Annotated in this window: 26 protein-coding genes, 1 other RNA gene and 1 other annotated feature; of the genes, 1 reads left to right on the plus strand and 26 read right to left on the minus strand. The window is 36.7% G+C overall.

Annotation, left to right across the window (positions count from 1 at the left end; genetic code table 11):
• Nucleotides 1-79: 79 nt before the first annotated feature.
• The 19 genes from KHA87_RS10065 to KHA87_RS10155 form a co-directional block, all read right to left on the minus strand.
• A complete protein-coding gene (locus KHA87_RS10065) occupies nucleotides 80-1,828 on the minus strand; it encodes a peptidoglycan D,D-transpeptidase FtsI family protein (protein WP_213093924.1) in 1,749 nt (582 codons plus the stop codon).
• Between the two features lie 125 nt (nucleotides 1,829-1,953).
• Nucleotides 1,954-2,430 carry a transcription elongation factor GreA gene (greA, locus tag KHA87_RS10070; protein WP_213093925.1) on the minus strand — a complete coding sequence of 159 codons (477 nt, stop codon included), beginning with the start codon at nucleotides 2,428-2,430 and terminating at the stop codon, nucleotides 1,954-1,956.
• 221 nt (nucleotides 2,431-2,651) lie between these two features.
• A complete protein-coding gene (gene udk, locus KHA87_RS10075; protein WP_213093926.1) occupies nucleotides 2,652-3,287 on the minus strand; it encodes a uridine kinase in 636 nt (211 codons plus the stop codon).
• Between the two features lie 45 nt (nucleotides 3,288-3,332).
• Nucleotides 3,333-3,974 (minus strand): O-methyltransferase, encoded by a 642-nt coding sequence (locus KHA87_RS10080; protein WP_349305567.1) that lies wholly within the window; start codon nucleotides 3,972-3,974, stop codon nucleotides 3,333-3,335.
• Between the two features lie 138 nt (nucleotides 3,975-4,112).
• Nucleotides 4,113-5,201 carry an endolytic transglycosylase MltG gene (mltG, locus tag KHA87_RS10085; RefSeq protein WP_249310358.1) on the minus strand — a complete coding sequence of 363 codons (1,089 nt, stop codon included), beginning with the start codon at nucleotides 5,199-5,201 and terminating at the stop codon, nucleotides 4,113-4,115.
• Nucleotides 5,202-5,634: 433 nt separating this feature from the next.
• Nucleotides 5,635-5,931: a DUF1292 domain-containing protein gene (locus tag KHA87_RS10090; protein WP_213093928.1), complete on the minus strand. Its 297-nt coding sequence runs from the start codon at nucleotides 5,929-5,931 to the stop codon at nucleotides 5,635-5,637.
• 13 nt (nucleotides 5,932-5,944) lie between these two features.
• Nucleotides 5,945-6,361 (minus strand): Holliday junction resolvase RuvX, encoded by a 417-nt coding sequence (gene ruvX, locus KHA87_RS10095; protein WP_213093929.1) that lies wholly within the window; start codon nucleotides 6,359-6,361, stop codon nucleotides 5,945-5,947.
• A complete protein-coding gene (locus KHA87_RS10100) occupies nucleotides 6,362-6,631 on the minus strand; it encodes an IreB family regulatory phosphoprotein (protein ID WP_213094311.1) in 270 nt (89 codons plus the stop codon).
• Between the two features lie 91 nt (nucleotides 6,632-6,722).
• The gene (alaS, locus tag KHA87_RS10105; RefSeq protein ID WP_213093930.1) at nucleotides 6,723-9,356 is read right to left on the minus strand and encodes an alanine--tRNA ligase; all 2,634 of its coding nucleotides are present in this window, start codon (nucleotides 9,354-9,356) and stop codon (nucleotides 6,723-6,725) included.
• A 53-nt stretch (nucleotides 9,357-9,409) separates the two neighbouring features.
• Nucleotides 9,410-9,626 (minus strand) — a binding site (T-box leader).
• A gap of 52 nt (nucleotides 9,627-9,678) precedes the next feature.
• Complete coding sequence (locus KHA87_RS10110; protein WP_481748343.1) at nucleotides 9,679-10,755, minus strand: AI-2E family transporter; 1,077 nt, start codon at nucleotides 10,753-10,755, stop codon at nucleotides 9,679-9,681.
• Between the two features lie 94 nt (nucleotides 10,756-10,849).
• Nucleotides 10,850-10,981 carry a YrzQ family protein gene (locus KHA87_RS10115; protein ID WP_213093931.1) on the minus strand — a complete coding sequence of 44 codons (132 nt, stop codon included), beginning with the start codon at nucleotides 10,979-10,981 and terminating at the stop codon, nucleotides 10,850-10,852.
• 18 nt (nucleotides 10,982-10,999) lie between these two features.
• Nucleotides 11,000-11,188 carry a hypothetical protein gene (locus tag KHA87_RS10120; protein ID WP_213093932.1) on the minus strand — a complete coding sequence of 63 codons (189 nt, stop codon included), beginning with the start codon at nucleotides 11,186-11,188 and terminating at the stop codon, nucleotides 11,000-11,002.
• Complete coding sequence (locus KHA87_RS10125; RefSeq protein WP_213093933.1) at nucleotides 11,160-11,681, minus strand: PRC-barrel domain-containing protein; 522 nt, start codon at nucleotides 11,679-11,681, stop codon at nucleotides 11,160-11,162. The genes KHA87_RS10120 and KHA87_RS10125 overlap by 29 nt, the downstream gene beginning before the upstream one ends.
• 40 nt (nucleotides 11,682-11,721) lie before the next feature.
• Nucleotides 11,722-14,124, minus strand: a complete 2,403-nt coding sequence (gene recD2, locus KHA87_RS10130; protein WP_213093934.1) for an SF1B family DNA helicase RecD2 — start codon at nucleotides 14,122-14,124, stop codon at nucleotides 11,722-11,724.
• A gap of 12 nt (nucleotides 14,125-14,136) precedes the next feature.
• On the minus strand, nucleotides 14,137-14,802 hold the full coding sequence (locus KHA87_RS10135) for a tetratricopeptide repeat protein (protein WP_213093935.1): 666 nt from the start codon (nucleotides 14,800-14,802) through the stop codon (nucleotides 14,137-14,139).
• A gap of 248 nt (nucleotides 14,803-15,050) precedes the next feature.
• Complete coding sequence (gene mnmA / locus KHA87_RS10140; protein WP_213093936.1) at nucleotides 15,051-16,166, minus strand: tRNA 2-thiouridine(34) synthase MnmA; 1,116 nt, start codon at nucleotides 16,164-16,166, stop codon at nucleotides 15,051-15,053.
• 17 nt (nucleotides 16,167-16,183) lie between these two features.
• Complete coding sequence (locus KHA87_RS10145; protein ID WP_213093937.1) at nucleotides 16,184-17,326, minus strand: cysteine desulfurase family protein; 1,143 nt, start codon at nucleotides 17,324-17,326, stop codon at nucleotides 16,184-16,186.
• A gap of 28 nt (nucleotides 17,327-17,354) precedes the next feature.
• Nucleotides 17,355-17,774 carry a cysteine metabolism transcriptional regulator CymR gene (gene cymR / locus KHA87_RS10150; RefSeq protein WP_213093938.1) on the minus strand — a complete coding sequence of 140 codons (420 nt, stop codon included), beginning with the start codon at nucleotides 17,772-17,774 and terminating at the stop codon, nucleotides 17,355-17,357.
• Entirely contained in the window at nucleotides 17,771-18,439 is a 669-nt protein-coding gene (locus tag KHA87_RS10155) for a YczE/YyaS/YitT family protein (protein ID WP_213093939.1), read from the minus strand. The genes cymR and KHA87_RS10155 overlap by 4 nt, the downstream gene beginning before the upstream one ends.
• Nucleotides 18,440-18,877: 438 nt before the next feature.
• On the opposite strand from KHA87_RS10155, the gene KHA87_RS10160 reads away from it, so the two are divergent.
• Nucleotides 18,878-20,164, plus strand: coding sequence for a replication-associated recombination protein A (locus tag KHA87_RS10160; protein ID WP_213093940.1), 1,287 nt, complete (start codon nucleotides 18,878-18,880; stop codon nucleotides 20,162-20,164).
• 25 nt (nucleotides 20,165-20,189) lie between these two features.
• Here KHA87_RS10160 and KHA87_RS10165 read toward each other — a convergent pair whose 3' ends face one another.
• From KHA87_RS10165 to ssrS, 7 genes are all read right to left on the minus strand, one after another.
• Nucleotides 20,190-21,134, minus strand: a complete 945-nt coding sequence (locus KHA87_RS10165; protein WP_213093941.1) for an ABC transporter permease — start codon at nucleotides 21,132-21,134, stop codon at nucleotides 20,190-20,192.
• Nucleotides 21,127-22,041 carry an ABC transporter ATP-binding protein gene (locus KHA87_RS10170; RefSeq protein ID WP_213093942.1) on the minus strand — a complete coding sequence of 305 codons (915 nt, stop codon included), beginning with the start codon at nucleotides 22,039-22,041 and terminating at the stop codon, nucleotides 21,127-21,129. The genes KHA87_RS10165 and KHA87_RS10170 overlap by 8 nt, the downstream gene beginning before the upstream one ends.
• On the minus strand, nucleotides 22,038-22,757 hold the full coding sequence (locus KHA87_RS10175) for an ABC transporter ATP-binding protein (RefSeq protein WP_249310253.1): 720 nt from the start codon (nucleotides 22,755-22,757) through the stop codon (nucleotides 22,038-22,040). Before KHA87_RS10175 ends, KHA87_RS10170 begins: the two co-directional genes overlap by 4 nt.
• On the minus strand, nucleotides 22,750-23,127 hold the full coding sequence (locus tag KHA87_RS10180) for a GntR family transcriptional regulator (RefSeq protein WP_213093944.1): 378 nt from the start codon (nucleotides 23,125-23,127) through the stop codon (nucleotides 22,750-22,752). Before KHA87_RS10180 ends, KHA87_RS10175 begins: the two co-directional genes overlap by 8 nt.
• A 3-nt stretch (nucleotides 23,128-23,130) precedes the next feature.
• Complete coding sequence (locus KHA87_RS10185) at nucleotides 23,131-23,910, minus strand: hypothetical protein (RefSeq protein ID WP_213093945.1); 780 nt, start codon at nucleotides 23,908-23,910, stop codon at nucleotides 23,131-23,133.
• A gap of 275 nt (nucleotides 23,911-24,185) precedes the next feature.
• Complete coding sequence (locus KHA87_RS10190) at nucleotides 24,186-24,950, minus strand: tRNA threonylcarbamoyladenosine dehydratase (RefSeq protein ID WP_213093946.1); 765 nt, start codon at nucleotides 24,948-24,950, stop codon at nucleotides 24,186-24,188.
• A gap of 264 nt (nucleotides 24,951-25,214) precedes the next feature.
• Nucleotides 25,215-25,405, minus strand: a non-coding RNA gene (gene ssrS, locus KHA87_RS10195) — 6S RNA.
• Nucleotides 25,406-25,473: the final 68 nt, after the last annotated feature.

Consider the following 25,473-nt stretch of genomic DNA (forward strand, 5'->3'; position numbering starts at 1 on the left):
AAGTTGACAACTCTTGTTAATACATGATTCCTTGCAGCCAGGTCATTTAAGAATTGAAAACCATATACAAAAACTGCCTTTATTTGATATTCTCCTTATAAAGGAGGTTTACAATATCTGCAAAGAGTGGATTAATTCCTCCATCATTTTCAGGCACTCCTAAATTTACCACTACCAAAGCATATTTTGGTTGATTAAACGGAAAGTAACCTGCAAACCATTTATTATGGAGCTGTTCATTTCCTTTAAATATCCCAGTTTCTGCGGTACCGGATTTACCAGCCACTTCATAAGGAAGATTTTGAAACCATCTCCCTGTTCCATTTGTGCTAGTTATAACCTGCCTCAGCATTTTTTGTAACTTCATAGCTGTTAAAGAGGAAATTGTATCACCATCAAGATTTTTTTGCGGAAAATCAACTAGAGTGGTTCCATCCTTATACTTTAACGAAGAAACAGCCCTAATCATTTCCTTTTGCCCCCCTCTTGCAATGGTAGCCATCATATTAGCTACTCCTAAAGGGGTTACCCTTACCTCCTGTTGACCAATTCCTGTTTGGGCAACTAAATTATCATCCGTTTTGCTTTCCGAATTCGCAAAAACTTGTCCTTTATCTACATGGAGTTGATAAAAATCCTCCACACGGAAGATATCTCCATTCCAGCTAATTTCACCTATTAATCCTAATCTTTCAGCATATTCTTCAATTAGATTAGGGTTTTTATCTTTTAATCTTTTTGCCAAGTCTCCAAATGCTCGATTACAGCTCTCTGCGAAACTCTCCTCAAAATTTAACTCACCAAGTTTTCGTTTGTCAGGCTTTCCATACATATTTTCACTGCAGTGAAAAAGATCCTGTTCATTTACCGTTTCATTCTCTATAGATGCAGCCGCAATAACCGTTTTAAATATAGACCCTGGAATTTGTTGAGCAGTCATCATATTGACCGATGCTTCATTAGCAAATGGATGCTTCGGGTCCATTAATGGCCTTGAAACATTGGCTAATATTTCATTTTTTTCAATATCCAAAAGGATTACTCCACCTTTTTGAATTGGATACTTATTTACTAACGACTCTATTTTCTCCTGCAAATCCCTATCAATGGTTGTTTGCACGTTTACAGGATAGTAAGGGTTACCTGAACCGGTATATTTCACATCCACTCCAAATAAAGGCTGTCCCAATGCATCTACATGGTATACAAGCTTGGATGCACCCTCTGGCAACAAAAATTCATCAAACTGTTTTTGTAATCCGGTTATCCCAATCTTTACATTTTGCATCCCTTTCTTATCAGGATATCTTTTTAAAAAGGTTTCCGCTTGTTCACCGACTATCCCAATAAGCTGACTCGCTATATTATTATTGCTTGGTGACCTTTTATATACCGCAAATACACCAGGAACTTTCAAATTATTGATTTCCTTTACTTGCATCTCACTTAATATAAATGGATTCTTTCCACCAAACACAAAGGGTTCCTTCGCATCTTCAAGTGCTGAATCAAAGCTAGTTTCGGATATGTTTAAAATAGTGGCTATCTTGTGCTTGTCCCAAACTGTATTCTTTAAAAATGGAAATAATATCAATACTGGCTTTTCTGAATAAGTTAATGGCTTATTGTTACGATCTAAAAACTGTCCCCTTCCATCATCAATCACAATTTCTTGTGTTCTTTGGGCAACACTATCTCTCATTAAATTTATATGATGTTTGGTAAAAGACTCCGTTTCCATTAATTGAATTTGAACAAGTCTTGCTATTAAAGCAGCAATCATGAAAAGGATAAGAACCGCTAAGAAATAATATCGTTTTATTCTCATATTAAACACCGCTTTTGTAAGTTGTTTCTAAATCCTTATCATTATTGACCAAGTTTGATATATTGAATACAAAAAAACATCGATGTTCACTTTAACAGTGAATATCGATGTTTTTCATTGCATAATTATTTCACGGAAATAATTCTTACCTTCATTTCCCCACCAGGTGTTTGGACAGTTACCTCGTCATTTACTTTCTTGCCAAGCAAGCTTTTTGCAATTGGTGAATCATTGGATATTTTCCCTTCAAACGGATCTGCTTCAGCACTTCCGACAATAGAGTATGTTTCCTCATCACCATCTGGTAATTCAATAAATGTAACCGTTTTTCCTAAAGACACAGTATCTGAATTAGTACCGTCATCCTCAATGATTTTTGCATTGCGAATCATATTTTCAATCGTTGTGATTCGCCCCTCCACAAAAGCCTGTTCTTCCTTCGCAGAATCATACTCTGAGTTTTCAGAAAGATCTCCAAAGCTTCTGGCGATTTTTATACGTTCAACGACCTCTTTACGTTTAACCGTTTTCAAATGTTCCAGTTCTTGTTCTAATTTTTCTTTTCCGGCTTGTGTCATTGGAAATACTTTTTCTGTAGCCATATCCCTTCACTCCTATTAGTTCTATTTTTGTTTTATGTAGAAAGTAATAGTGATGCTTCTTCAAGATTCCATCTATCCTGCACCGCCATTAAAATGGTAATTCTACATAATGGATGGTTTTCAATAACAAATAACCATCTTCATGCTAACAAATACATCATAGCGCGACCTAAGAATCTGTCGCGCTTTATGTATATATAATTATTTTATAAATAATCGTATTACAAAAATGACTTTTGTTCAAGAATTGTTTGAATTTTGGTATTTACCAAATCGATGGCAACAAGATTTTGTCCGCCTTCAGGAATGATGACATCGGCATATCTCTTAGTTGGTTCAATGAATTGATTATGCATCGGTCGGACCACATTAATATACTGATCAATTACGGAATTCATAGTTCGGCCGCGATCCTCAATATCCCGAAGCATTCGTCTGATAATCCGCAAATCGGCATCGGTATCCACATAAAGTTTTATATCCATTAAATTGCGCAATCTTTCATCTTCTAATACTAAAATTCCTTCTAAAATAATGACATCCTTCGGTTCGACAAGAATTTTTTTCTCAGAGCGTGTATGCATTGTATAGTCATATACCGGTTTTTCAATGGATTCATAATTTAACAATTTTTGAATATGACTAATTAATAATTCATTATCGAATGCAAGGGGATGATCATAATTTGTTTTCAATCGTTCTTCAAAAGGTAGATGACTCTGATCTTTGTAATAATAGTCCTGTTCTATCACTAGGATGGAGTGGCCTTTAAATTGATCATATATAGCGTTCGTTACACTCGTTTTTCCAGAGCCGGAACCTCCTGCTACCCCAATAACTGCTGGTTTTCTTCGCATCCAAAAAGAACTCCCTTCCATCTCTCTAACACATCTTCATCTCTTTTATATGCTGCTTTTTTTGCTAACGGCTAGTCCATCTCCAACTGGAATAATGGTAGTAATGTATTGAGAATGACTCATTAGCCACTCATTATAATTTTTTATTTTCTTTACTAAATTTCTTATCCTTTTACTCTCAATATTGTCCTCAGCTACAAGTCCTTTAAATAAGACATTATCCGTTAAAATAATGCCGTTTTCTGAAAGAAGCGGAGAATACATTTCAAAAAATTTCAAGTATTGTCCTTTAGCTGCATCCACAAATATTGCATCGAATGGGCCTTCATTCTTTATTTTTTCAAAGACTTCTAAAGCATCACCTTGAACAACATTAATTTGCCCAATCATACCTGCACGTTCAATATTTTTCATGGCCTGCTTAAAACGATTTTCGTCTCTTTCAATTGTTACTAGATAAGAATTTGGCAATGCATCTGCTATTCTCATAGCAGAATAACCGATTGCCGCACCAATTTCAAGAATTTTTGCTGGTCTTTGAATTCTTAATATTTGCAGCAAAGTTTCTATTCCTGTTAGCTCCATAATAGGAACTCCATGTTCTTCCGCATATCTTTCCATTTCTTCAAAAATCGGCTTTCTTTTTGTTATTAAAGATTCGATATACGTATGCAGCTTATCTTGCACTCAAATGCCTCCCCATTACAAAGAAAGTAGAAAGCTATTTAGGGCAGCTTTCTACTATAGCATGTTATGTGTTCATTGCCGTTTAATTACCGTTTATTATATTAGCATATTTTTTTGCTGAAGGCGAATTTTCGTCCATTATTTTTGGTTCGTGATATATTTTGCCTTTAATTGATTATGCTCGGCTAATGTTTTGGAAAAGTAGACCTTTCCCGTATTAGAAGCAGCCAAGAAGTATAGATAATCAGTATTTGCAGGATGAATAGCTGCTTCAATGGATAATTCACCCGCGTTTGCAATGGGACTAGGTGGAAGCCCAGTTATTTTATAAGTATTGTAAGGAGAATTAACCTCTAAATCTTTATAAGTTACTCTTTCCTTATGTTTATTTAATGAATATAAAATAGTCGGATCAGTTTGCAAGGGCATTCCAACCTTTATGCGATTGTAGAAAACACTTGAAATTTTATGCCGATCGGCTTTACTTGTTGCCTCCTCTTCAATTAAAGACGCCATAGTCAATAATTTTTGAGGGGTTAATTTCTTTTTGTTCATGTCATCTTGATATTTTTCCATTACTGCGTTCGTTTTGTCTAACATTTTAGCAATAATAGTATTTAGTGAAGGTTTTTTTTCATAGAAATAATACGTTGCTGGGAATAAATACCCTTCAAGTGGATGCTTAACTTCCGGTTTTAAGATATCACTAGACAATAAAGTAGGGTATTCCTTCATCAGCTTTTTCACATATTTTTGATCATCTATTTGTTTCATTATATCTACACTTTTATAATTCGTATTTTTTGCAATAATCACTGCAATTTCGGATAGCTGGATTCCCTCTGGAATAGTAATTTTTACTTCAGCATTTTTCTCAACTTTTCCTGTTTTCAAGTACTTTACTATTTGCTCCATTGTCATAGATGGTGATAATTGATATGTACCTGCCTGAAAACCAGTTTCATTGTTAAATTTCACATAGTATTTAAATATAATGCCATTTTTTACGATACCTTTATCCTCTAAAATGCTTCCTATCGAAGAAACACTGGACCCAATTGGGATTACAACTTTTTTAAACTCATGATTTTTTGAATCTACTGGTTTTAAGGAGGATTGGACATAAATATATCCAGCCAAAATTAAACCTCCAATAATCAATAGTATGGAAAGGCTGATGATGGAGACTATTCTTCTAATTGTTCTTGCTTCCGCTTGTTTAACCAATGCTTCCTCTAATGAATATTTAGAGGATTTTCCGTTATTTTGTTGATTATCTGACAAATATTTGCACATCCTTTCTACAAGAAATGTTTAAATACGAAGCATATATTTTTTATATTATTATTCCATTTCTTCATAACTATCCTTGCTTCGCAAGTACCTTGTACATTATACTACAACTTTCGGCAATTTATATGAAAATTATAGAAAAGTAAGGTTTTTGTAAAGGCCCTTTTCGTTAACTTTGTAAAGATGGACCTTTATAAGGGTCAAAAGCTTCCAGGTAATTTTCGTATATATTTACGTAAAGATGCCCCGAGCTATGCTACATTAGGATTTATAACAGTATACGAAGAGCACCAATCTATGCGAAAATAGCCTTTGTAAAAGAAGAAAGCTGACCCGATTAATGATCAGGTCAGCTTTCAAAATTAGTTTATTCTTCCTCTTCTTCATCCAGAAATGTATTTAACATTTCCTCAATCATATCCCATTCTTCATCTGTTTCAATAGGCTGTAAGTCTCCTTCTGTACCATCCTCACGTTGAACATAGGAAGATGCATGAATTTCAATTTCTTCATTTTCATCTTCTTCAGAGCCTAATGGATAATATAAGACATAGGATTTACCGAAGTCTTCTGAATCGAAAGTAAAAAGTACTTCGAATAACTGCTCGTTACCATCTTCGTCTACTACTGTGATATGTTGATGTTCTTCATGTTCATGTGCCATTTTATTCACCTCGTTATAATTGGCTGTCAAGAAACCCTTGCAAAATCATGACTGCAGCCATTTTATCAATTACTTTTTTCCGTTTTTTCCTACTCACATCCGCTTCGAGCAAAACTCTTTCAGCAGCCATAGTTGTCATACGCTCATCCCACATAATAACTGGAAGGCCAAAAAGTTCCTTAAGCTTTTCAGCATAAGCAAGTGATGCTTCTCCTCTTGGTCCAATAGTATTATTCATGTTTTTGGGAAGACCAACAACCATTTTTTCAATTTGATAGCTTTCTGCAAGTTCCTTGATTCGCTCAAAACCAAATTTCCCTTTTTCTTCATCAATGGAAATCGTTTCAATTCCTTGTGCTGTCCATCCCAGTTCATCACTAATTGCAACACCAACTGTTTTGGATCCAACATCCAGACCCATTACTCTCAATTAATATCCCTCACGATGCTGTTTTAAATACGACTTAACTAATTCTTCGATGATTTCATCTCGTTCAAGCTTACGAATAATGTTTCTGGCATCATAATGTCTTGGAATGTAGGCAGGATCTCCGGAAAGCAAGTAACCGACAATTTGATTTATCGGATTATACCCTTTTTCTTGAAGCGCTTCATATACTTGCAAAAGCACTTCCTTCACATCATGTTCAAAAGGCTCATCCGAAAAGTTAAATCGCATGGTTTTGTCAAAAGAGCTCATCATACAGCACCTCACTTTAAGGCTCGTCCTTTTCAGACAAAAAGCCTCATTCAATCACTTTATTTCCATTGTACACCACTTTTCATACGTTTCAAATGGATTTTATCCATTCTTCTACATATTGTAGTGCAGAATCTAGTTTTTCGGGATCTTTTCCGCCAGCTTGTGCTAAGTCCGGTCGACCCCCGCCGCCTCCGCCGCAACGAGATGCAACCTCTTTGACTAGCTTGCCTGCATGGTATCCTTTTTCTACAAGATCCTTTGTTACACCTGCAATAATATTCACCTTATCATCTTGCACAGTTCCAAGAACAACAATACCTGATCCGAGCTTTTCTTTCAAATCATCGATCATATTTCGAAGATTATTTGCATCATTTGCCTGTACCTTACTTACAATCACCTTAATACCTTCAACATCTTTCGCGGATTCAGAAAGACTTCCAGCTTCAATATTGGAAAGCTTTGCTGAAAGGGATTCATTTTCCCTTTGAAGCTCTTTCATTTCCGATTGAAGACTCTCAATTCTTGTTAAAATATCCTTTGGATTGGATTTTAATTTGTCAGCCGCTTGATTCAATCGCCCGATCTGATCATTCATTAAATGATATGCTGCCTCACCGGTTACAGCTTCAATACGTCGTGTTCCTGCGCCAATACCGCTTTCCGATACAATTTTAAATAGACCGATGGTAGAGGTATTTGGAACATGGCATCCACCGCAAAGTTCTAGGCTGTAATCCCCCATCTTTACTACTCGGACAATTTCTCCATATTTTTCTCCGAATAAAGCCATAGCTCCCATTGATTTTGCTTCTTCAATATTCTTTAAAGAAATGTTTACTTCCAAACTAGACCATATTTTTTCGTTTACTATTTCCTCGATTTTTATTAATTCTTCCGGAGTTATTTGTCCAAAGTGAGAAAAGTCAAACCGTAGTCTGCTTGGTTCAACTAAGGAACCCGCTTGGTTTACATGAGTACCTAAGACATCCTTTAAAGCTTGGTGAAGCAAGTGGGTTGCTGAATGGTTCTTAATTATTTTATTTCTACTATTGCGATTCACTTTTGCCAGTACCGATTGATTCTGCTCCAATATTCCTTGTTCAATGATAGCTCTGTGCAGATTTTGGCCGTTTGGAGCCTTTTGAACATCCTTTATAGATACTATCAATCCATCCGCCGTCAAGGTTCCAGCATCAGCTACCTGACCGCCGCTTTCTGCATAGAAAGGTGTTTGATCCAAGATAAATTGGATCTCTTCCCCAGCTCCAGCTTCGGAAACAAGCTCACCATCTTTAACAATCACGGCTACTTTTGCAGTTGTTTCTAAAGTTTCATAACCTACAAATGAGCTTTCTACTTTAATGTCTCCAAGAATACCACCCTGAATCTGCATAGAACCGACATCTTGACGCGCTTTTCTTGCTCTTTCACGCTGATTTTCCATTTCCACTTCAAAGCCGGCATGATCTACCTTCAGACCTTCTTCTTCTGCATATTCTTCCGTAAGCTCCACCGGGAAGCCGTAGGTGTCATATAAACGGAACACATCAGAGCCTGCGATGGTATCTTTACCTTCTTCTTTCGCCTTTTTCATGACAGTAGCTAAAATGGCTAATCCTTCATGAAGCGTTTCATGGAAACGTTCCTCTTCATTTTTAACGACTTTTTGAATAAAATCTATTTTTTCCTTTACTTGAGGATAATAATCAACCATGATTTCCGCTACAACCGGAACCAATTTATACATAAATGGCTCTTCAATATTGATAGTCTTAGCATATCTTACTGCTCTGCGAAGCAAGCGGCGCAATACATAACCACGTCCCTCGTTGGATGGAAGAGCACCATCACTTACTGCAAAGGAGACGGTACGAATATGGTCTGCAATAACTTTAAAGGCTGTATCCAAGGATTTTTCTTTGCCATATGACTCGCCGGAAATTTGTTCTGTTTCTTTAATAATTGGCATAAATAAATCAGTATCAAAATTGGTTGGAACCCCTTGAACAACAGACGCCATTCTTTCTAATCCCATACCTGTATCAATATTCTTTTTAGGCAGCGGAGTATAGGTTCCGTCAGGATTATGATTAAATTGGGAGAATACAAGGTTCCAAACTTCTAAATAACGCTCATTTTCTCCTCCTGGATATAACTCAGGATCATTTTCATCGTCTCCATATTCAGGTCCCCGGTCATAGAAAATCTCTGTGTTCGGCCCGCTTGGTCCCTCACCGATATCCCAAAAGTTCTCTTCTAAGCGAATAATTCTTTCTTCCGGAATACCAATCTTTTTGTTCCATAATTCAAATGCTTCTTCATCTTCTGGATGAATGGTTACCGATAACTTCTCAGGATCAAATCCAATCCAGTCAGGACTAGTTAAGAATTCCCATGCCCAAGTAATTGCTTCTTCTTTAAAATAATCACCAATGGAGAAGTTCCCCATCATTTCGAAAAAAGTATGGTGGCGTGCAGTTTTACCGACATTTTCAATATCATTTGTACGAATCGATTTTTGAGCATTAACAATTCTTGGATTGTCAGGAATCACGCGTCCATCAAAATATTTTTTTAATGTCGCAACCCCGCTGTTTATCCAAAGTAATGACGGATCATCATGCGGAATTAGCGATGCACTAGGCTCAACCTTATGACCTTTTTCCTGGAAAAAATCCAAGAACATTTGACGAATTTGAGCACCAGATAATTTCTTCATGTTATACCCTCCTTAACAAATTAAAAAAATAAAAAAATCCCCCATCCCTGGTAAACAGGGACGAGAGATTTACTCGCGGTACCACCCTGATTTTAGACAGAAAAAATATCCATCTAACTCTTGGGTGCCTGTAACGTGGCAAAACGGCAGGATTTAGGCCTGCACTCCAGATTAGCGTTCTGTTATCCTTCATCTAGAATTCCTCTCAGCCGCGGGAATTCCTCTCTGCAAAGATGGTCTATAACATACTCGATCTTTCCATGATTTTTTACCTATTGTTAAATATATATAGTGGAATTATAAAAAAAGTGTTCCCCATTTGTCAATGATTCGATGAACGATTTGTAATAAAATGTTGTTTTGCATGGATAATCGCTACTTTTACAATAGCCAATACAGGAACAGCGAGGATTAAACCGAGTATACCACCAATTTCTTCCCCCAATATTAATGCGAAAATAATAAAAATAGGATGTAAGTGCAAAGATTTCCCAACAATGAGAGGAGATAATATATTTCCTTCTATAAATTGCAATATAAACATAATAACTAATACATATAAAAGATGTTTAGCTGAAATGGTAACTGCAATAACCGCAGCCGGAATAGCACCAATTATTGGGCCAAAATAAGGAATAACATTAGTTATCCCGATTATTAGTCCTAACAAGATTGGATACTTTATATTCAATAGCCAAAATGCAATCGTAGAAATAACTCCGATTAAAAAGCACACAAGCAACTGTCCTCTTATATAACCCCCAATGGATTCATCAACATCTTTCAAAAAAGATTTGGCTTGTTTTCTCCATTTTTTTGGAGTGAAATACCAAGCTGTTTTTTTTATGGTTTCCATGTCCTTTAACAAGTAAAAGGATATAAACGGTATAATAGCAAGGACAAAAATAAAATTCAATAACTTCATAATGGAACTTATTACTTTCGCCAAGTATTGATTCAACAAAATTTCAAAGCTGTCAATTCGCTTATCCATTTGATCTTGAATACCGTCTGGCCATCTTGATGTAGAATGGCGTAAGTCCTCTACCCAATTTCGATATTGAGCAGCAAATTCGGGCAAATGATCTGAAAGATCTTTCAGTTGTTCAATTAATAAAGGAACTCCCAAATATATCCCGTAGCAAATGCTTCCGAAAAATACTAAATAAATGATCATGATTGCAATTCCTCGGTGAAGTCCACGTTGATGTAAACGCTCTACCAGCGGATGCAGTAAATAGGTAATAAAACCGCCAATAAAAAAAGGAATAAAGGACATAAGCAGTATTTTTAAAATTGGTGCCCATATTGGTTTTAACAATAACAAAATATATAAAGCAATAAAAATTACCAAAACAATTCCAAGTACATAAAGCCATTTCCTGCGAGGCTGCATCACGTCTATCACTCCTTTTTTTAGTATTAGTTAGTCCTCTTTATTTAATCCATTGAAATATAAGAAAAGCTGCCTCAAAGTGAGACAGCTTAACTAATTATCTGAATGCTTTTCGCATGCGTTTAGCCATTCTTTTCATTTGCTTTCCATTAAACCCTTGACGCTGTGAATAGGTGGCAGCTGCTATTCCTGCACCAAAGCCTAGCAAGGAAACAATCGTTTTATTCAAAACTATGCACCCTTTCCATTAGCTTAGTTTTCTTGTTTCTTCATCAAATAAATCGTCTAAAGAGCTTAATGATCCATCCTCCTCTACCTGATGAGTATAAATCATCTCTTTAGATACGGATAATTCAATAAAGCAATTCCAGCAATAATATTGGTTAATTCCAATTTTCCCAAGGTCTTTACTTTGGCAATTCGGGCACTTCATCATAGGTTCTTTCTCCACCTCGTAATTGATTTACATTCACGATGATGGCATCCTTTCCAAACTTAGGTGGATGAACGGAATGAATGACTCGCCTTCCTTCCTTCAAGTCGGAAAAAAAACCATCCGTTAGCTCGTATCCTATGATTGTGCCCACTTCCTCATGGAAATATACATCTTCCAGTAACCCCAATTCCTCTCCGCATCCAGATATGGCATATGCTTTGGAAATTGGCCGAAAATGACACATTGTATGCTCATCCTCCGCCTCTTTATACTTTGCTAGAGGGGTACTTTCTTGGATGACAATCGCATTTTGCCCATAAGTTTTCACTTGGTCAATCGGCAAACTGTAAAGCTTGTTAAAAAGACCTTTTCCTTTTACTAACAAACTCTTCACATTGCCATCCTTTGCAATGCATATATCGCATACTTCACCCACTAAACTCCCTTTATCCGTATAAACAGGTATATCTTTCAAAAGAGAATATGTTCGCAAAAAGCATCCCCACCTTTTTCGAACATTTATATTCTCTGTCTTATGCCATGAAATCATAAGGTGTAACGTTTTCCATTCCAATCATTGGATCAATCGATAAAATGGTTTCCTCTGTTAATAGAACCGGCATTGTTTCTTTTTCGTATTCCTGAGAAGGATAAACGTTCTTGAGCAATTGCAGTTTCTCATACAGGGTTGTTTTCCTTTGACCATCATCTTCCCGTTCCACACCTAATCGAAATGCTTCTTCTTCTCCGCATAAAATTAGGAAGTGCTTGCTCCTAGTAATCGCTGTATAAAGTAAATTTCTGCGAAGCATTCGATAATAGCTTTTGACAACAGGCAAAATCACAATTGGAAATTCGCTTCCCTGTGACTTATGGATAGAACAGCAAAATGCATGGGTGAATTGATTAAAATCCTGTCTAGTATACGTTACCTCAATACCATCAAAGGAAATAATAATCATATCCTGCTTTTCTGTATTTTCTTTCGCATAAAAAATCGAGATAATTTCTCCGATATCTCCATTAAAAACATGATGTTCCGGCTGATTTACAAGCTGAAGCACCTTGTCTCCTATCCGATATTTCACATCCCCGAACTGAAGCTCTTTTCGCTTCCCATCTTCTTTTGGATTTAATATTTCCTGAAGCATCGCGTTTAAACGGTCAATCCCAGCAGGTCCTCGGTACATTGGTGCTAAGATTTGAATATCCTTTGCGGAATATCCTTTTCTCTTCGCGCTTAAAACAACTTTTTCTACCACTTCCGGTATTTGCTGAGTAGTACACCTAATAAAAGATCGATCATTAAATTGCTTCAGTATATTTTGCGGCATTTGGCCATTTTTAATTTCATGCGCTAACTCAATAATAGAGGAACCATCTGCTTGCCTATATATATCCGTCAATCTGACTGTTGGGATAACTTGGGAGCGTAAGAGATCCTTTAGTACAACTCCTGGACCGACCGATGGAAGTTGATCCTCATCTCCTACAAAAATAACCTGAATTTGATTCGGAAGTGCCTTTAATAATTGGTGAGCTAGCCATGTGTCAACCATAGACATTTCGTCTACGATGATCAGCTTTCCATCAATCATTTTATCGTCATCAATATCCATTCCCTCCTGTCCTGTCATTCCTAACAGGCGATGGATGGTCATGGCTGGCAACCCAGTTGATTCGCTCATTCGCTTTGCCGCTCTCCCAGTCGGTGCCGCTAATATAACAGGAAATGGATTCTCCTTACTATAATCCTTTGGATTTAATGAACAACCATGCAAGTCAGAGTATAATTCCACGATCCCTTTTATTACGGTTGTTTTTCCAGTGCCTGGTCCACCAGTCAAAATCATCATAGGAGACATTAATGCAGTTTGAATTGCTTCTTTCTGAGAGGGTGCATATTGGACGCGAATTCGTTCTTCGAGCTTTCCAAGCGCCAGTAAAAATTCTGACTCCGGAAATTGATCCTTATATTCTTCTTGAGCCAAGATTCTTTGAATATTGGTCACGATCCCTTTTTCTGAAAAAAAGAGGGAGGGCAGATAAATACGTTTATTTTCAATTACGAGCTTGCTCTCTTCTTCCATTTTAATCAATTCGGCCGATATTTCGGTAAAAGGAATCTCAAAGGATTGATGATCCTCCAGCAGTTTTTTCACCTGAGGAAGTAAATCCTCTGCATCCATATATACATGTCCATTTTGCAGACATTCTGTTTCTACAGTGTATTTAATTCCTGCCTTTATACGGTCAGGATGATTGCCTATTATCCCAAGCGCTTTACCGAGTTCGTCCGCTCTTCCAAAACCGATTCCCTCGATATCTTCCACGAGACGATAAGGATTTTGCTGGAGTATTACCAAGGTTTGTTCTTTATAAAACTGATATATTTTCATGGAAATTTGCGGACCAAAGCCATATTGATTCAGTCCAATCATTACCTGCTCCAAGCCCTGATGTTCCATTAATTTGTCATACAAAAGCTTCGCTTTCTCTGGAGGAAGCTTTGGAATTTTATCCAGTATGGATGGCTGTTCTAAAATCTTGCTAATCGCATTTTCACCTAATTCATCCACGATACGTTCAGCCGTTTTTTTGCCTATCCCGTTAAAAAGCTCACTGGAAAGGTAGCCGACAATCCCTTGCTTCGTGTGTGGAATTTCCTTTTTGAAATGCTTCGCATTAAATTGAAGGCCAAATTTAGGGTGCTCTTGGAAACCACCATAAAAAATATAGGTTTCCTGCTCATGCATTTTTGGAAAAAAACCAGTAATAATAGCTTCTTTATCTTCCATATTCTCATTTGTTTCGTCTACTCTAATGCGAATGACAGAATAAAGATTTTGTTCATTGTGAAAAATCGTGACAAGATGACGGCCTTTTATATACTTTTCCTCATTTTCAAATAAGTCCATGGAATTTTGCCGTTCCAAAAAAAGCCCCCCTTACTCCGGGTCCTTCATTTTTTCAATCATTTTTAAGCCATATCCTGCTAACATATGGTCTGGTTGGATATCCAATGCTTTCGTAAAATATTCAAAGGCAAGCTCCGGTTTGTCGTATACTCCTAAATAAGCGACACCCAAATTATAATAAGCATCTGCATGATTCGAATCTTTTTTAATTACTTCCTGAAATTGCTTTGTTGCTTCCTCGTAAATTTCACATTTCGCTAGTGCCAGTCCATATTGAAAGCGTGCTTCCACATCTTCTTCTTCTAATTCAACACTTCTCTGAAGATACGGAATAGCAAGACGTACATTATCTAAATGAACAAAGCACATTCCCAACATATAGTAAACATCATTTGTCTGAAGACCGAATCTAATTGCCTTTTCAAATTGTCCTGCAGCTTCTGAGAATTGACTCAAGTTAAAAAATAAATTTCCTAAGCAATAATAAGCACTCGAAGCTTTTTCATCAAGCTCGATTGCCTTATTGTAAAAATTGATTGCTCTATCGTTTTCCCCAACCGCTGTTAAAACATTTCCGAAATTAATATATGCCACTGGATCTTTGGGATTTTCATCTATTGCTTCACTAAAGTATTTAATAGCATCCTCATATTTTCCTGCTTGTAAGCTCTCAATACCTAATTTATTTTTATCCATTCTTTCACACTCCGTACTCAAATAATTTGTACCCAAATTATAACATGATTGTTGAAGAAAATGGCCGCCTGAACTCAGAAAGAGCACGGGCGGCCATTTTTTTTGAACTTTCTACCTCTATTATTCGAAAATAGATATTAATTTCGTAAATTTCTAATCGATTCTAGCGAAAATAGGTGCTATTCTATCGAAAAGGAATGTTATTCTCGCGAAATTAACGGTTTTTCTCGCGAATCAGGTACAAAGACCTATCCTACATAAAGTAATTGCTGTTCGTTTTTATAAATTTTGTCAATCGTTCCTCCACCAAGACATTCCTCGCCATTGTAGAAAACTACAGCTTGTCCAGGTGTTACGGCACGAACAGGTTCATCAAATATAACCTTTACTTCGTTATTCGGCATCAGATGCACCGTTACTTTATGATCTGGTTGACGATAACGGAATTTTGCCGTGCACTTAAATACTTCCGTCTTCTCACGATCGGACACCCAGCTTACATTTACAGCAGAGATTGAATCAGAATACAATGACACATGATCAAAGCCTTGCTCTACAAACAGTACATTTTCTTTTAAATCCTTGCCAACGACAAACCAAGGATCACCTGAACCGCCGATGCCAAGCCCGTGTCTTTGTCCAATAGTATAGTACATTAAACCATCATGGGTGCCCATTTCTTTACCGTTCAATGTCTTCATTTTCCCTTTTTGAGCAGGTAAATAATTGCTTAAAAACTCTTTAAAGTTTCTTTCCCCGATAAAACAAATACCAGTACTATCCTTTTTCGTTGCAGTAGCAAGTCCCGCTTCTGAAGCAATTTCCCTTACCCGTTTCTTATTTATATTTCCTATCGGGAACATTACTTTTTCTAGTTGATGCTGTTGTAATTGATTCAAGAAATAAGTTTGATCTTTATTCTCATCTAAGCCTCTTAGCATTTTATATTCTCCATCTTGAAATGCTACTTGGGCATAGTGGCCAGTAGCCAAGTAATCAGCCCCGAGGTTCATCGCATGTTCAAGGAACGCTTTGAATTTAATTTCTTTATTACACATGACATCCGGATTTGGAGTTCTGCCTGCTTTATATTCATCAAGGAAATACGTAAATACCTTATCCCAATATTGTTTTTCAAAATTCACCGCATAATAAGGGATCCCGATTTGATTACATACTCTAATAACATCATTGTAATCTTCTGTAGCTGTACAAACTCCAAATTCGTCTGTATCATCCCAATTTTTCATAAAAATGCCGATGACATCATAGCCTTGTTGTTTTAAAAGCAGTGCAGCAACAGATGAGTCCACTCCGCCTGACATACCGACTACTACTCTTGTATCTTTTGGTAATTTTTCCATTTCACTTTCCTACTTTCTTATTCCTGAAAACGGCGTACAATGCTTGCAATCTTCCCAGCTGCGTCTTCAATTTGCTCCATCGTATTTGTAATTCCGAAGCTGAATCTTACTGAGTTCCGCAAGCGTTCCGAATCCTTCCCAAACATGGCAACTAATACATGTGAAGGTTCAATAGATCCAGCCGTACACGCTGAACCGCTCGACGCTGCAATTCCAGCTAGATCTAAATTAACAAGCAAGGATTCTACGTCCGTACCAGGAAAACTAATATTTAACACATGTGGCAAACTAAAATCCATTGTACTGTTAACAGAATACTGTACCTGATTATTTGTTAATATATTTAAAAATGTTTCTTTATATTTACTATATAATTTTTGCTTTTCTTCCATTGTTTCTTGGGCAATTTTCACTGCCTCTGAGAATCCAGCAATCGAGCTAATATTTTCTGTACCAGCTCTTCTCTTTAATTCCTGTTCTCCGCCGTGGGCACGCGGGGCAATTTTCACTCCATTACGTGCATACAAGAAGCCCACACCTTTTGGACCATTTATTTTATGAGCAGATACAGACAGCATATCCACATTTAAATCATTCACATCTAGTTTGACAACACCGTACGCTTGTACTGCATCCGTATGAAAATAAGCGGAGTGTTCCTTTAACAATTCACCGATTTCCTTAATCGGCTGGATACTTCCAACCTCATTATTTCCATACATGATGGTTACAAGAATTGTATCATCACGAAGGGCATTTTGGACATCTTCCACCTTAACCCTACCATCTTGGTCCACATCTAAATAGGTGATTTCAAAACCTTTTTTTTCTAAATATTGACATGCATGGAGTACGGCATGGTGCTCGATGTTACTTGTGATAATATGTTTTCCTTGATGTTGTCTAGCTTCCGCTGTTCCAATAATGGCATAATTATCAGCCTCGGTTCCACCGCTAGTAAAAATTATTTCATTAAAGTGAGCACTGATGCTGTCTGCAATTGTGGTTCTTGCTTCATCAAGTAGATGTCTAGCTTCGCGGCCATAAGCATGTATACTTGAAGGATTACCAAAAGAATCCTGAAGCACCCCAACCATTCTATCAATAACCTTTGGATGTACAGCCGATGTCGCCGCATGATCCAAATATATCCGTTCCATTTATATCACCTCTAATTAAATACAAACATTAAATATAAAACATGTATGAGTCAGTTTCTCCATCATCTTTATAATTTGCTAAATCTTCTAAAGTAGTATTATCAAGAACATTTTTAACAGCATCACGAATACGTATCCATAAAGAACGTTTTACCGGTTCTTCATCTTCAATTCCTTCCACCGGACTAATAGGTCCCTCTAACACACGGATAATGTCGCCGGCCGTAATTTGGGATGGCTCATCCGCTAAGACATAACCTCCGTACGCACCTCTTATGCTTTTCACTAAACCCGCATTGCGTAATGGAGCAATTAATTGTTCCAAATAATGCTCCGACAAGTCATGGATTTGCGCTATTGTTTTTAAGGAGATTGGACCTTCCCCATATCTTTTGCCTAATTCAATCATAATGGTTAATCCGTATCGTCCTTTTGTAGATATTTTCATAAGCTAGCACCTCTATTGATATCTTTATTCCATTTTTTGTTTCTAAGCTTTTCGATAATGGTATCCGTTAGAAGCTGACATTTTGGCAAAGCAATTCCAACAATTGTCCCAATCGAAACACTAAAAATGATTGTTCCCCAATAAACCGGGCCGCCTAATGACCAACCGATCAGTAACACGATTACTTCCATTAAACGTCTAACATGTGATACCTTCCAACCAGTTAATTTTGTAAATACAAGCATAAAACTATCTCTAGGGCCTGCACCTAACTGGGCAGAAATATATACACCCATTCCGATTCCATTAATAATAACACCCGCCACAAACATGAGTATTTTTCCAAGAATTGAAACAGGCATCATCATGAACGGTAAGTGAAAAAGCATATCCATAAATATTCCGACTAAAAGCATATTTAAATAAGCACCTAGTTTGGGCCATTTCCTCATTAAAACGGACGAAATCGCTAAAACAAAAAAGCCGACGATTATCGACCATCTGCCAATTGTTAAACCAAAATGTTGATTTAATCCCACATGCAATACATCCCATGGCGTTGCTCCAAAATGAGCAACAATCATTAAATCAAGTCCGCACGCCATGATAAGTAATCCGATCACAAAAATAAGAAATCGAACCATTAATATGCCTTTGTCCCTCATTTGTACTCCCCAATTCATGTGGTTAAAGTATTATTAGCTTATGACATTATAGCACACACGAATGCAAATTTACATTATGTTGCAATTGGTGGATTTTCTCTCGGCGGCAGACGCTTTGTTACCATGACTGTGAACGATACCACGATTTTTTCACGGAAGCGGGCACTTTAAATCGCGGAATGTGACCGATACTCCTTTTTCCTCTCGGCAACGGGCACTATTAACTTCGATGAATTCCAATGACATAACTATTCCAATTAAGAACGAATTCCAATAACTCTGAAGGAATCAAATAAAACCCTCTTAATCTAAAATGTTCTAGACAGAAGATTATCATAAAATCTGATTGATAAAACAACATTCATTGCAAAAACAACCTTTATTTAAAGGCTTTTGAAATGTTATACTTCAAATATCATACTTTTGGAGAGAGAAATAATGAATGATCAACCATTAGCATATCGAATGAGACCTAGGACGATTGGAGAGGTTGCCGGTCAAAAGCATCTCGTTGGAGATGGGAAAATAATTCACAGAATGGTGGCAGCTAAGCAATTATCGTCCATGATTTTGTATGGTCCGCCAGGGATAGGAAAAACCTCGATTGCAAGTGCGATTGCTGGCAGCACGAAATATGCATTTCGGAAATTAAATGCCGTAACAAATAATAAAAAAGATATGGAAATTGTCGCAGCCGAAGCGAAAATGTCCGGTAAGGTTATTTTATTGCTAGATGAAGTCCATCGTCTGGATAAAACGAAGCAGGATTTCCTCCTGCCTTATTTGGAAAATGGGATGATTATTTTAATCGGGGCAACAACGAGCAACCCATATCATGCCATTAATCCTGCGATTCGAAGTAGATGCCAAATTTTCGAGCTATTTCCGCTTTCATCGGAAGATTTAATGTCTGTATTAATTAATGCCCTTTCTGATGAGGAAAGAGGATTAGGTAAATATAAAGTAGTGATGGAAGAGGCCGCATTAGGGCATTTTGCGCAAGCCAGTAATGGAGACGTAAGAAGTGCCTTAAATGCATTGGAACTTGCTGTACTTTCCACACCACCGAATGGAGAAGGTTCCATTCAAATTACAGTAGAGATCGCCGAAGAATGTCTGCAAAAGAAGGCTTTTGCTCACGATAAAGATGGAGATGGCCACTATGATGTTCTAAGTGCCTTTCAGAAATCAATCCGTGGAAGCGATGTGAATGCTGCCCTTCATTATCTTGGAAGACTGATAGAAGCAGGGGATCTTCCGAGCATTAGCCGCCGCTTGCTTGTCATTGCCTATGAGGATATTGGCCTTGCTAGCCCGCAAGCTGGATCCAGAACGCTAGCTGCTATTCAAACAGCAGAAAAAATAGGATTCCCAGAGGCGAGAATACCTTTAGCCAATGCAGTAATTGAGCTTTGTCTATCACCTAAATCAAATTCAGCGATAATGGCTATTGATGAGGCGATCGCAGACATCCGGGCTGGAAAAAGCGGAGATGTACCAATCCATCTGAAGGATGCACACTATCAAGGTGCAAAACAGCTTGGCCGTGGCCTTGAATATAAATACCCTCACGATTATGAAAGTGGCTGGGTTAACCAACAGTATCTACCAAGCACTTTAAAAGGAAAAACTTATTATAAACCAAAGAAAACCGGCAAATTTGAACAGGCTCTTGCAGGCGTGTATGAAAAGATAATAAAAAATGCAAAAAAAGGAACGGAATAATTTTTTTCCGTTCCTTTTCGTGTTATTATGCAGCTACATCCCGTTTCGTAAATACGGTAAATGCAAGCACCTGGAAGATAACAAAATAGATTATGAGCATTGTGATAGAAAATCCTAATGTCATTCCTTCTACAAGAGGAACTCCATCCACATAGCGCATTAAGTCTGTATTTGCAAATAAAATATATTTAACCCAATCGAATTTAACAGCAAGTATGGTTGTAGCATTTGACCCCATGACTAATAAGAAAATAGCTATACCAATTGCAAGAGAACTGTTACGGAAGACAGCCGACACCATAAAGGCCATCGTTGCAAGCATCAACACATTAATGGATGATAACAGGAATTTTTTTACTAAAAACAATAATATACTTTGTTCGACTACATGACCGTTTGTATAGGCTAAGTGTATATTTTCTCCCGAACCTGTTCCAAATAAGATAACTCCAATTAGAGCTGCACTTCCAAATAGAATAGCAGTTATTAGGACACCAAATAATACGACAGTTAAATACTTTGATAGAAGGATTTTCGAGCGTTTTATTGGTCGTATTAACAATAATTTAATCGTTCCCCAACCAAATTCACTAGCGACAATACTCGCAGCAATTATGATGGTGAAAAGTCCTGCAAAGGTAATAAGGCCGGAACTATCATCAATAAAGGAATACATAGAACTACCTGTTTCTGGTGGAATATTATGTTCCAGTCGATATTTATTTACCTCTATTTGTTGTTTTGTAAAATTCTGAGCTATTTTTGGTGTATGCTTTAAATTCTCTTCATCATTTTTTATTTGAGCACTTACTTCTGTTTTCCAATTAGTATTATTTTCATTTGTTTTATCTAAATAAACCTTTTGTATGGTACCCATTAAAATGACGCCAACAATAATAAGTCCAATCATCACATACGTACCAACACGTTTAAAAATTTTCACCCATTCATTATAAATAAGATTATGCATGTGCAACTTCCTCCTTGCCGGTAACTTCTAAGAATCGATCTTCCAAAGATTTTGAAACAGCCTTCACTTCGTAAATACGAATTCCGTTCTCTACTAATACTTTAATGACATCAGGTACCTTTTCTTTTTCCACTTCTACTTCAATACCATTATCATAAGGAACAAATGGAAAATTCGCTAGATTTTGAACAGACTCCATTTTTTCCACATCAAGTTCAATAAAGTACTTATGAATATCACCGCTTACAAAGTCATGAACTTGCTGTACATCTATCAGCTTTCCTTTTTGAATAATGGCAATCCGGTCACACATCATTTCCATTTCCGATAAAAGGTGACTGGACACAATAACCGCCATTCCTCTTTCCTTAGAAAGAATACGCAAGTGATCGCGAATCTCTCTAATTCCTGCAGGGTCTAACCCATTTGTAGGTTCGTCTAGAATCATTACCTTTGGATCATGAAGCAAGCTTTGTGCTAGTCCTAGGCGCTGACGCATCCCTAACGAATAAGTTTTCACTTTATCATGTATACGTTCGGTTAAGCCGACTAAATTTACAACCTCATCTATTTTTTCCCTTGTTATTCCCTTGACCATACGGGCATACTGCATCAGGTTTTGGTAGCCTGTTAAAAATTTATACATTTCGGGATTTTCGACAATTCCCCCAACGTAACGTAGGGCTTCATCATGATTCTTTGTAATACTATTCCCACAGATCATTATTTCACCTGAAGTAATCCCCATTAACCCCACTATCATTCGGATAGTCGTAGTTTTTCCAGCACCATTTGGACCTAAAAATCCGAATACTTCTCCTTCATTTATCGTGAAACTTAGATTGTCGATAATTTTTTTGCCTTTGATTATTTTGGTGACATTTTTTAGTTCAACTGCCGTTTTCATTCCTTCTCTCCTCCATATACTCCGTTTTCTTCCATAATCTTTTTAAACCATTGCAAAACAGAAATCCCATATCCCTCCCGTATGTCTTCTACGTTTTGTTTTCCAATAAAGTTTCCATTATAGATAGCAACTACCTCATCTAGTAATGGCTCTATTTCATCAATCTCATGTGTAGCGACAATAACAGTTTGTTCCTCGAAATCTATATATCTTAATAGACTCTTGACAATAGAATCCCTTACCATCGGATCTAAGCCTGAAAATGGTTCATCTAAAAGCAAAATGGGAGCTTTTCTTGATATGGCCAGAACAAGCTTTAAACGACCTCGATTTCCTTTGGATAATTGTTTTATCTTTTTTGTTCGGTCAAGATTCAAGTCCTTTAGAAGAATATTGGCTTTTTCCGTATCAAAGTCGAAGAATTGTGATGCATAAAATTCAACCATATGCTGAACGGTAAATGGGTCATAGAACATATCCAGCTCTGTTAAATATGCTACTTTTGCGGAAATTTGCCTATTTACTTTTTCGCCATTTACGAGAATTTCGCCACTATTAGGGTATACAAGTCCGGTAATCATTTTTAGTGTTGTCGATTTTCCACTTCCATTTGGACCTAGCAATCCATATATTTTTCCAGGTTCAAATGTTATAGACACATTTTTTAGAGAAAAGTCCTTACCATATTTTTTAGAAACATTTTTTAGTTCAATCATGGTCATCACACTCGCTTAAATAGTTCTGTAAGCCTTGAACGATTTCTTTTTTTGAAAAACCAATATCTTTCATGCTTCTAACAAATGACTGAATAATGTCTGTTTGCAAACGTATTTTCAATTCAGCTAATATTTCTTTATTTTCCGTTACAAATGTCCCTTGACCCCTTTTTGTTTCCACAATTCCCATCCTCTCCATCTCGCTATAAGTTCTTTGGATTGTATTTGGATTCACTCCTGCTTGAATGGCCATTTCCCTTACCGATGGCAATTTGTCTCCTGACACCATTTCCCCTCTGACAATTTGCTGAAAAATCCTTTCGGCAATTTGCATATAGATCGGTTTAGATGTTTGAAATTCTTCGGTCATACCCTACACCTCAACTTTTTTATCCAATAACCAGCTGGAAATAATATAGAGAGCAATTGCGATAACAGCATAGATAATTAATGGAATGATAGCCACTTGCTGCATATCAAATTGCATATTCCATTTATGAGACGTTACTTCATAATGAAATCTTGGATTTATATACATCGGTAGTTTCCATTTCGTAACGATATCTCTAAGAAAATCTATTTGCATTATGGCCGTTTCAATGGCATTAAAGATGAAAAATAATATAAGGATGAATAACCATCTAACTTTCTTAATACTTGGATATTTTCCTAGCGAGTGAAAAAAACACCAATAAAACATAATCCAGAGTGAGGCATACAATCCAATCAACAATAAAGAAATATTAATGGCTAATACTGTGGAAATTGGAAAGTGTTCAATTTGTACACCTTGAGAAACTGCATATTTGTATGCAACTTGGGAAGTGAGAACAAGAATAAGTTGTGAAATTAATTGATAAGCTGCAAGCATCGTTATTTTCGAGAGCAACAAAGTTTTACTGCTCTGCGGGTTATACAGCCACAATTGAGTTTTCCCTTCTAGCTTCAACGATGTTAAAAGCATTATCGGCATTAAGCCAATATGAAATACTGCAATTGCTATCTGAAACCCGATTGGAACCAGTGGTTCATCTATGCGATTTGCTATAACGAAGGATGCTATATTCGCAATAAGCATGAATATGACCCATGTTAAAAAAGAAAGACGTGTAACATAAAATTCTTTTTTCAACAATCCTTGAAATGGTATCATCCTGTATCCCATCCTGTCTGTATTAGTGTTCTATTTGAATAGTACACTAATACAAGGATATTAGTCAATAGGTACTTTCAATGTTATCTTCGTATATATTGTTGTCTACCCTAGTATCGATATTGTTTGGGACTACTTTTCTTAAGATAAATATGGACTCTTTACCAAAATAACGACGGATATAAGGGTTCCTTGACCAAAAGCAACAAAGATTAAGAAAAGTGCCTTAGTCAAAAAAAAATAAGCTGCATTCATCAGCAGCTTATTCCATCATGTTATTTATCTTTCACTCGCTTGATTTCAATATCTTTCAATATTGAATTTACTACATAACTAGCCATAAACAAACCCACCGTAGAAGGAACAAATGCATTGGATGATGGTGGCATTTTTGCCTTGCGAATCTGTGCATCCTCTTTTCCAACCACTTTACGGATGTCCTCACGAATAACAATTGGACTTTCATCTGAAAAAACGACTGGAATTCCTTTACGAATTCCTTCCTTACGTAGCTTTGTTCGGATTACTTTAGCAATCGGATCCGTATGAGTTTTAGAAATATCATCAATTCTTAATCGTGTTGGATCTGTTTTATTAGCAGCACCCATACTAGAAATAATCGGAATATTTCTTTTTAAACATTCCTTCATTAAATGAATTTTGTAGACAATCGTATCCGAAGCATCCACAACAAAATCCAAATCGTAGCTAAAAAATTCCTCATATGTTTCTTCTGTATAGAACATTTTTAATGCAATTACTTCACACTCTGGATTAATATCCTTAATTCTTTCCTTCATTAAATCAGCTTTTGGTTTCCCAACCGTGGAAAGAAGTGCTGGGAGCTGTCGGTTTATATTTGTTATATCCACATCATCTTTGTCGACTAAAATTAGTTTTCCAACTCCGGTTCTGGCAAGTGCCTCCGTTGCAAAGGAACCAACTCCGCCGATTCCAAGGATGGCAACAGTACTATTTTTTAATTTCTCTAGACCTTCTTTGCCTATTGCAAGTTCGTTACGTGAAAATTGGTGAAGCATATGTATCATCTCCAAAGCTTGTTATCATTTAAATAGTTTTACATCTTAAATTTAGAGTCTGGGCATCTTTTCTTAAAAAATATTCTTAATCTATTCAGTAATGTTTTTTCTAAAAACAACATAATTTAAGAAATGAGCCTGTCCAAAACATCTATTTCTTTCTTGAATAAGAATAAACAATTCATAGTTGAATTGCAATATCAATTATTTTACCCAAAACAAAAAACTCTCTACATTTTAGAGAGTTAATGACATTAATAGGTGTTGAGCCCCAATCATGCCGTTTTGCAAAAAAGCCTTTTGTTTTGAACCCGCTCTCCGCAGGTGGGTGTTCTATCCCAACCTTTATCCGTCCTTATACGAAAGGCATGGATGCCAGTTAGAAACTCCGAACTCCCGAAGTTAGAAATGTTCGGTCAAAACGATAGGTACCTTAACGTACACATCAGGACTCAACTTGTTGTAAATAGAATATCATGGTTTTATTTCGTTTTCAATGTGACTAAAGATGGAAATGTTCTGC

Origin of the sequence: Bacillus sp. FJAT-49736 (genome assembly GCF_018343615.1) — a bacterium.
GTDB lineage: Bacteria > Bacillota > Bacilli > Bacillales > Bacillaceae_C > Margalitia.

Bases quoted from the DNA above. Each gene is read 5' to 3' on its own strand.
- KHA87_RS10065 (WP_213093924.1), bottom strand. From the start codon at position 1,828: ATGAGAATAAAACGATATTATTTCTTAGCGGTTCTTATCCTTTTCATG.
- KHA87_RS10090 (WP_213093928.1), bottom strand. From the start codon at position 5,931: ATGGCACATGAACATGAAGAACATCAACATATCACAGTAGTAGACGAA.
- KHA87_RS10170 (WP_213093942.1), bottom strand. From the start codon at position 22,041: ATGAAAACGGCAGTTGAACTAAAAAATGTCACCAAAATAATCAAAGGC.
- mnmA (WP_213093936.1), bottom strand. From the start codon at position 16,166: ATGGAAAAATTACCAAAAGATACAAGAGTAGTAGTCGGTATGTCAGGC.
- KHA87_RS10185 (WP_213093945.1), bottom strand. From the start codon at position 23,910: ATGATACCATTTCAAGGATTGTTGAAAAAAGAATTTTATGTTACACGT.
- greA (WP_213093925.1), bottom strand. From the start codon at position 2,430: ATGGCTACAGAAAAAGTATTTCCAATGACACAAGCCGGAAAAGAAAAA.
- KHA87_RS10120 (WP_213093932.1), bottom strand. From the start codon at position 11,188: ATGATGAAGTGCCCGAATTGCCAAAGTAAAGACCTTGGGAAAATTGGA.
- KHA87_RS10175 (WP_249310253.1), bottom strand. From the start codon at position 22,757: ATGATTGAACTAAAAAATGTTTCTAAAAAATATGGTAAGGACTTTTCT.
- KHA87_RS10100 (WP_213094311.1), bottom strand. From the start codon at position 6,631: ATGAGCTCTTTTGACAAAACCATGCGATTTAACTTTTCGGATGAGCCT.
- alaS (WP_213093930.1), bottom strand. From the start codon at position 9,356: ATGAAGAAATTATCTGGTGCTCAAATTCGTCAAATGTTCTTGGATTTT.
- cymR (WP_213093938.1), bottom strand. From the start codon at position 17,774: ATGAAAATATCTACAAAAGGACGATACGGATTAACCATTATGATTGAA.
- KHA87_RS10190 (WP_213093946.1), bottom strand. From the start codon at position 24,950: ATGCTTCACCAATTTTCACGTAACGAACTTGCAATAGGCAAAGAAGGT.
- KHA87_RS10165 (WP_213093941.1), bottom strand. From the start codon at position 21,134: ATGCATAATCTTATTTATAATGAATGGGTGAAAATTTTTAAACGTGTT.
- KHA87_RS10180 (WP_213093944.1), bottom strand. From the start codon at position 23,127: ATGACCGAAGAATTTCAAACATCTAAACCGATCTATATGCAAATTGCC.
- udk (WP_213093926.1), bottom strand. From the start codon at position 3,287: ATGCGAAGAAAACCAGCAGTTATTGGGGTAGCAGGAGGTTCCGGCTCT.
- KHA87_RS10135 (WP_213093935.1), bottom strand. From the start codon at position 14,802: ATGGATAAAAATAAATTAGGTATTGAGAGCTTACAAGCAGGAAAATAT.
- KHA87_RS10155 (WP_213093939.1), bottom strand. From the start codon at position 18,439: ATGAGGGACAAAGGCATATTAATGGTTCGATTTCTTATTTTTGTGATC.
- KHA87_RS10160 (WP_213093940.1), top strand. From the start codon at position 18,878: ATGAATGATCAACCATTAGCATATCGAATGAGACCTAGGACGATTGGA.
- KHA87_RS10145 (WP_213093937.1), bottom strand. From the start codon at position 17,326: ATGGAACGGATATATTTGGATCATGCGGCGACATCGGCTGTACATCCA.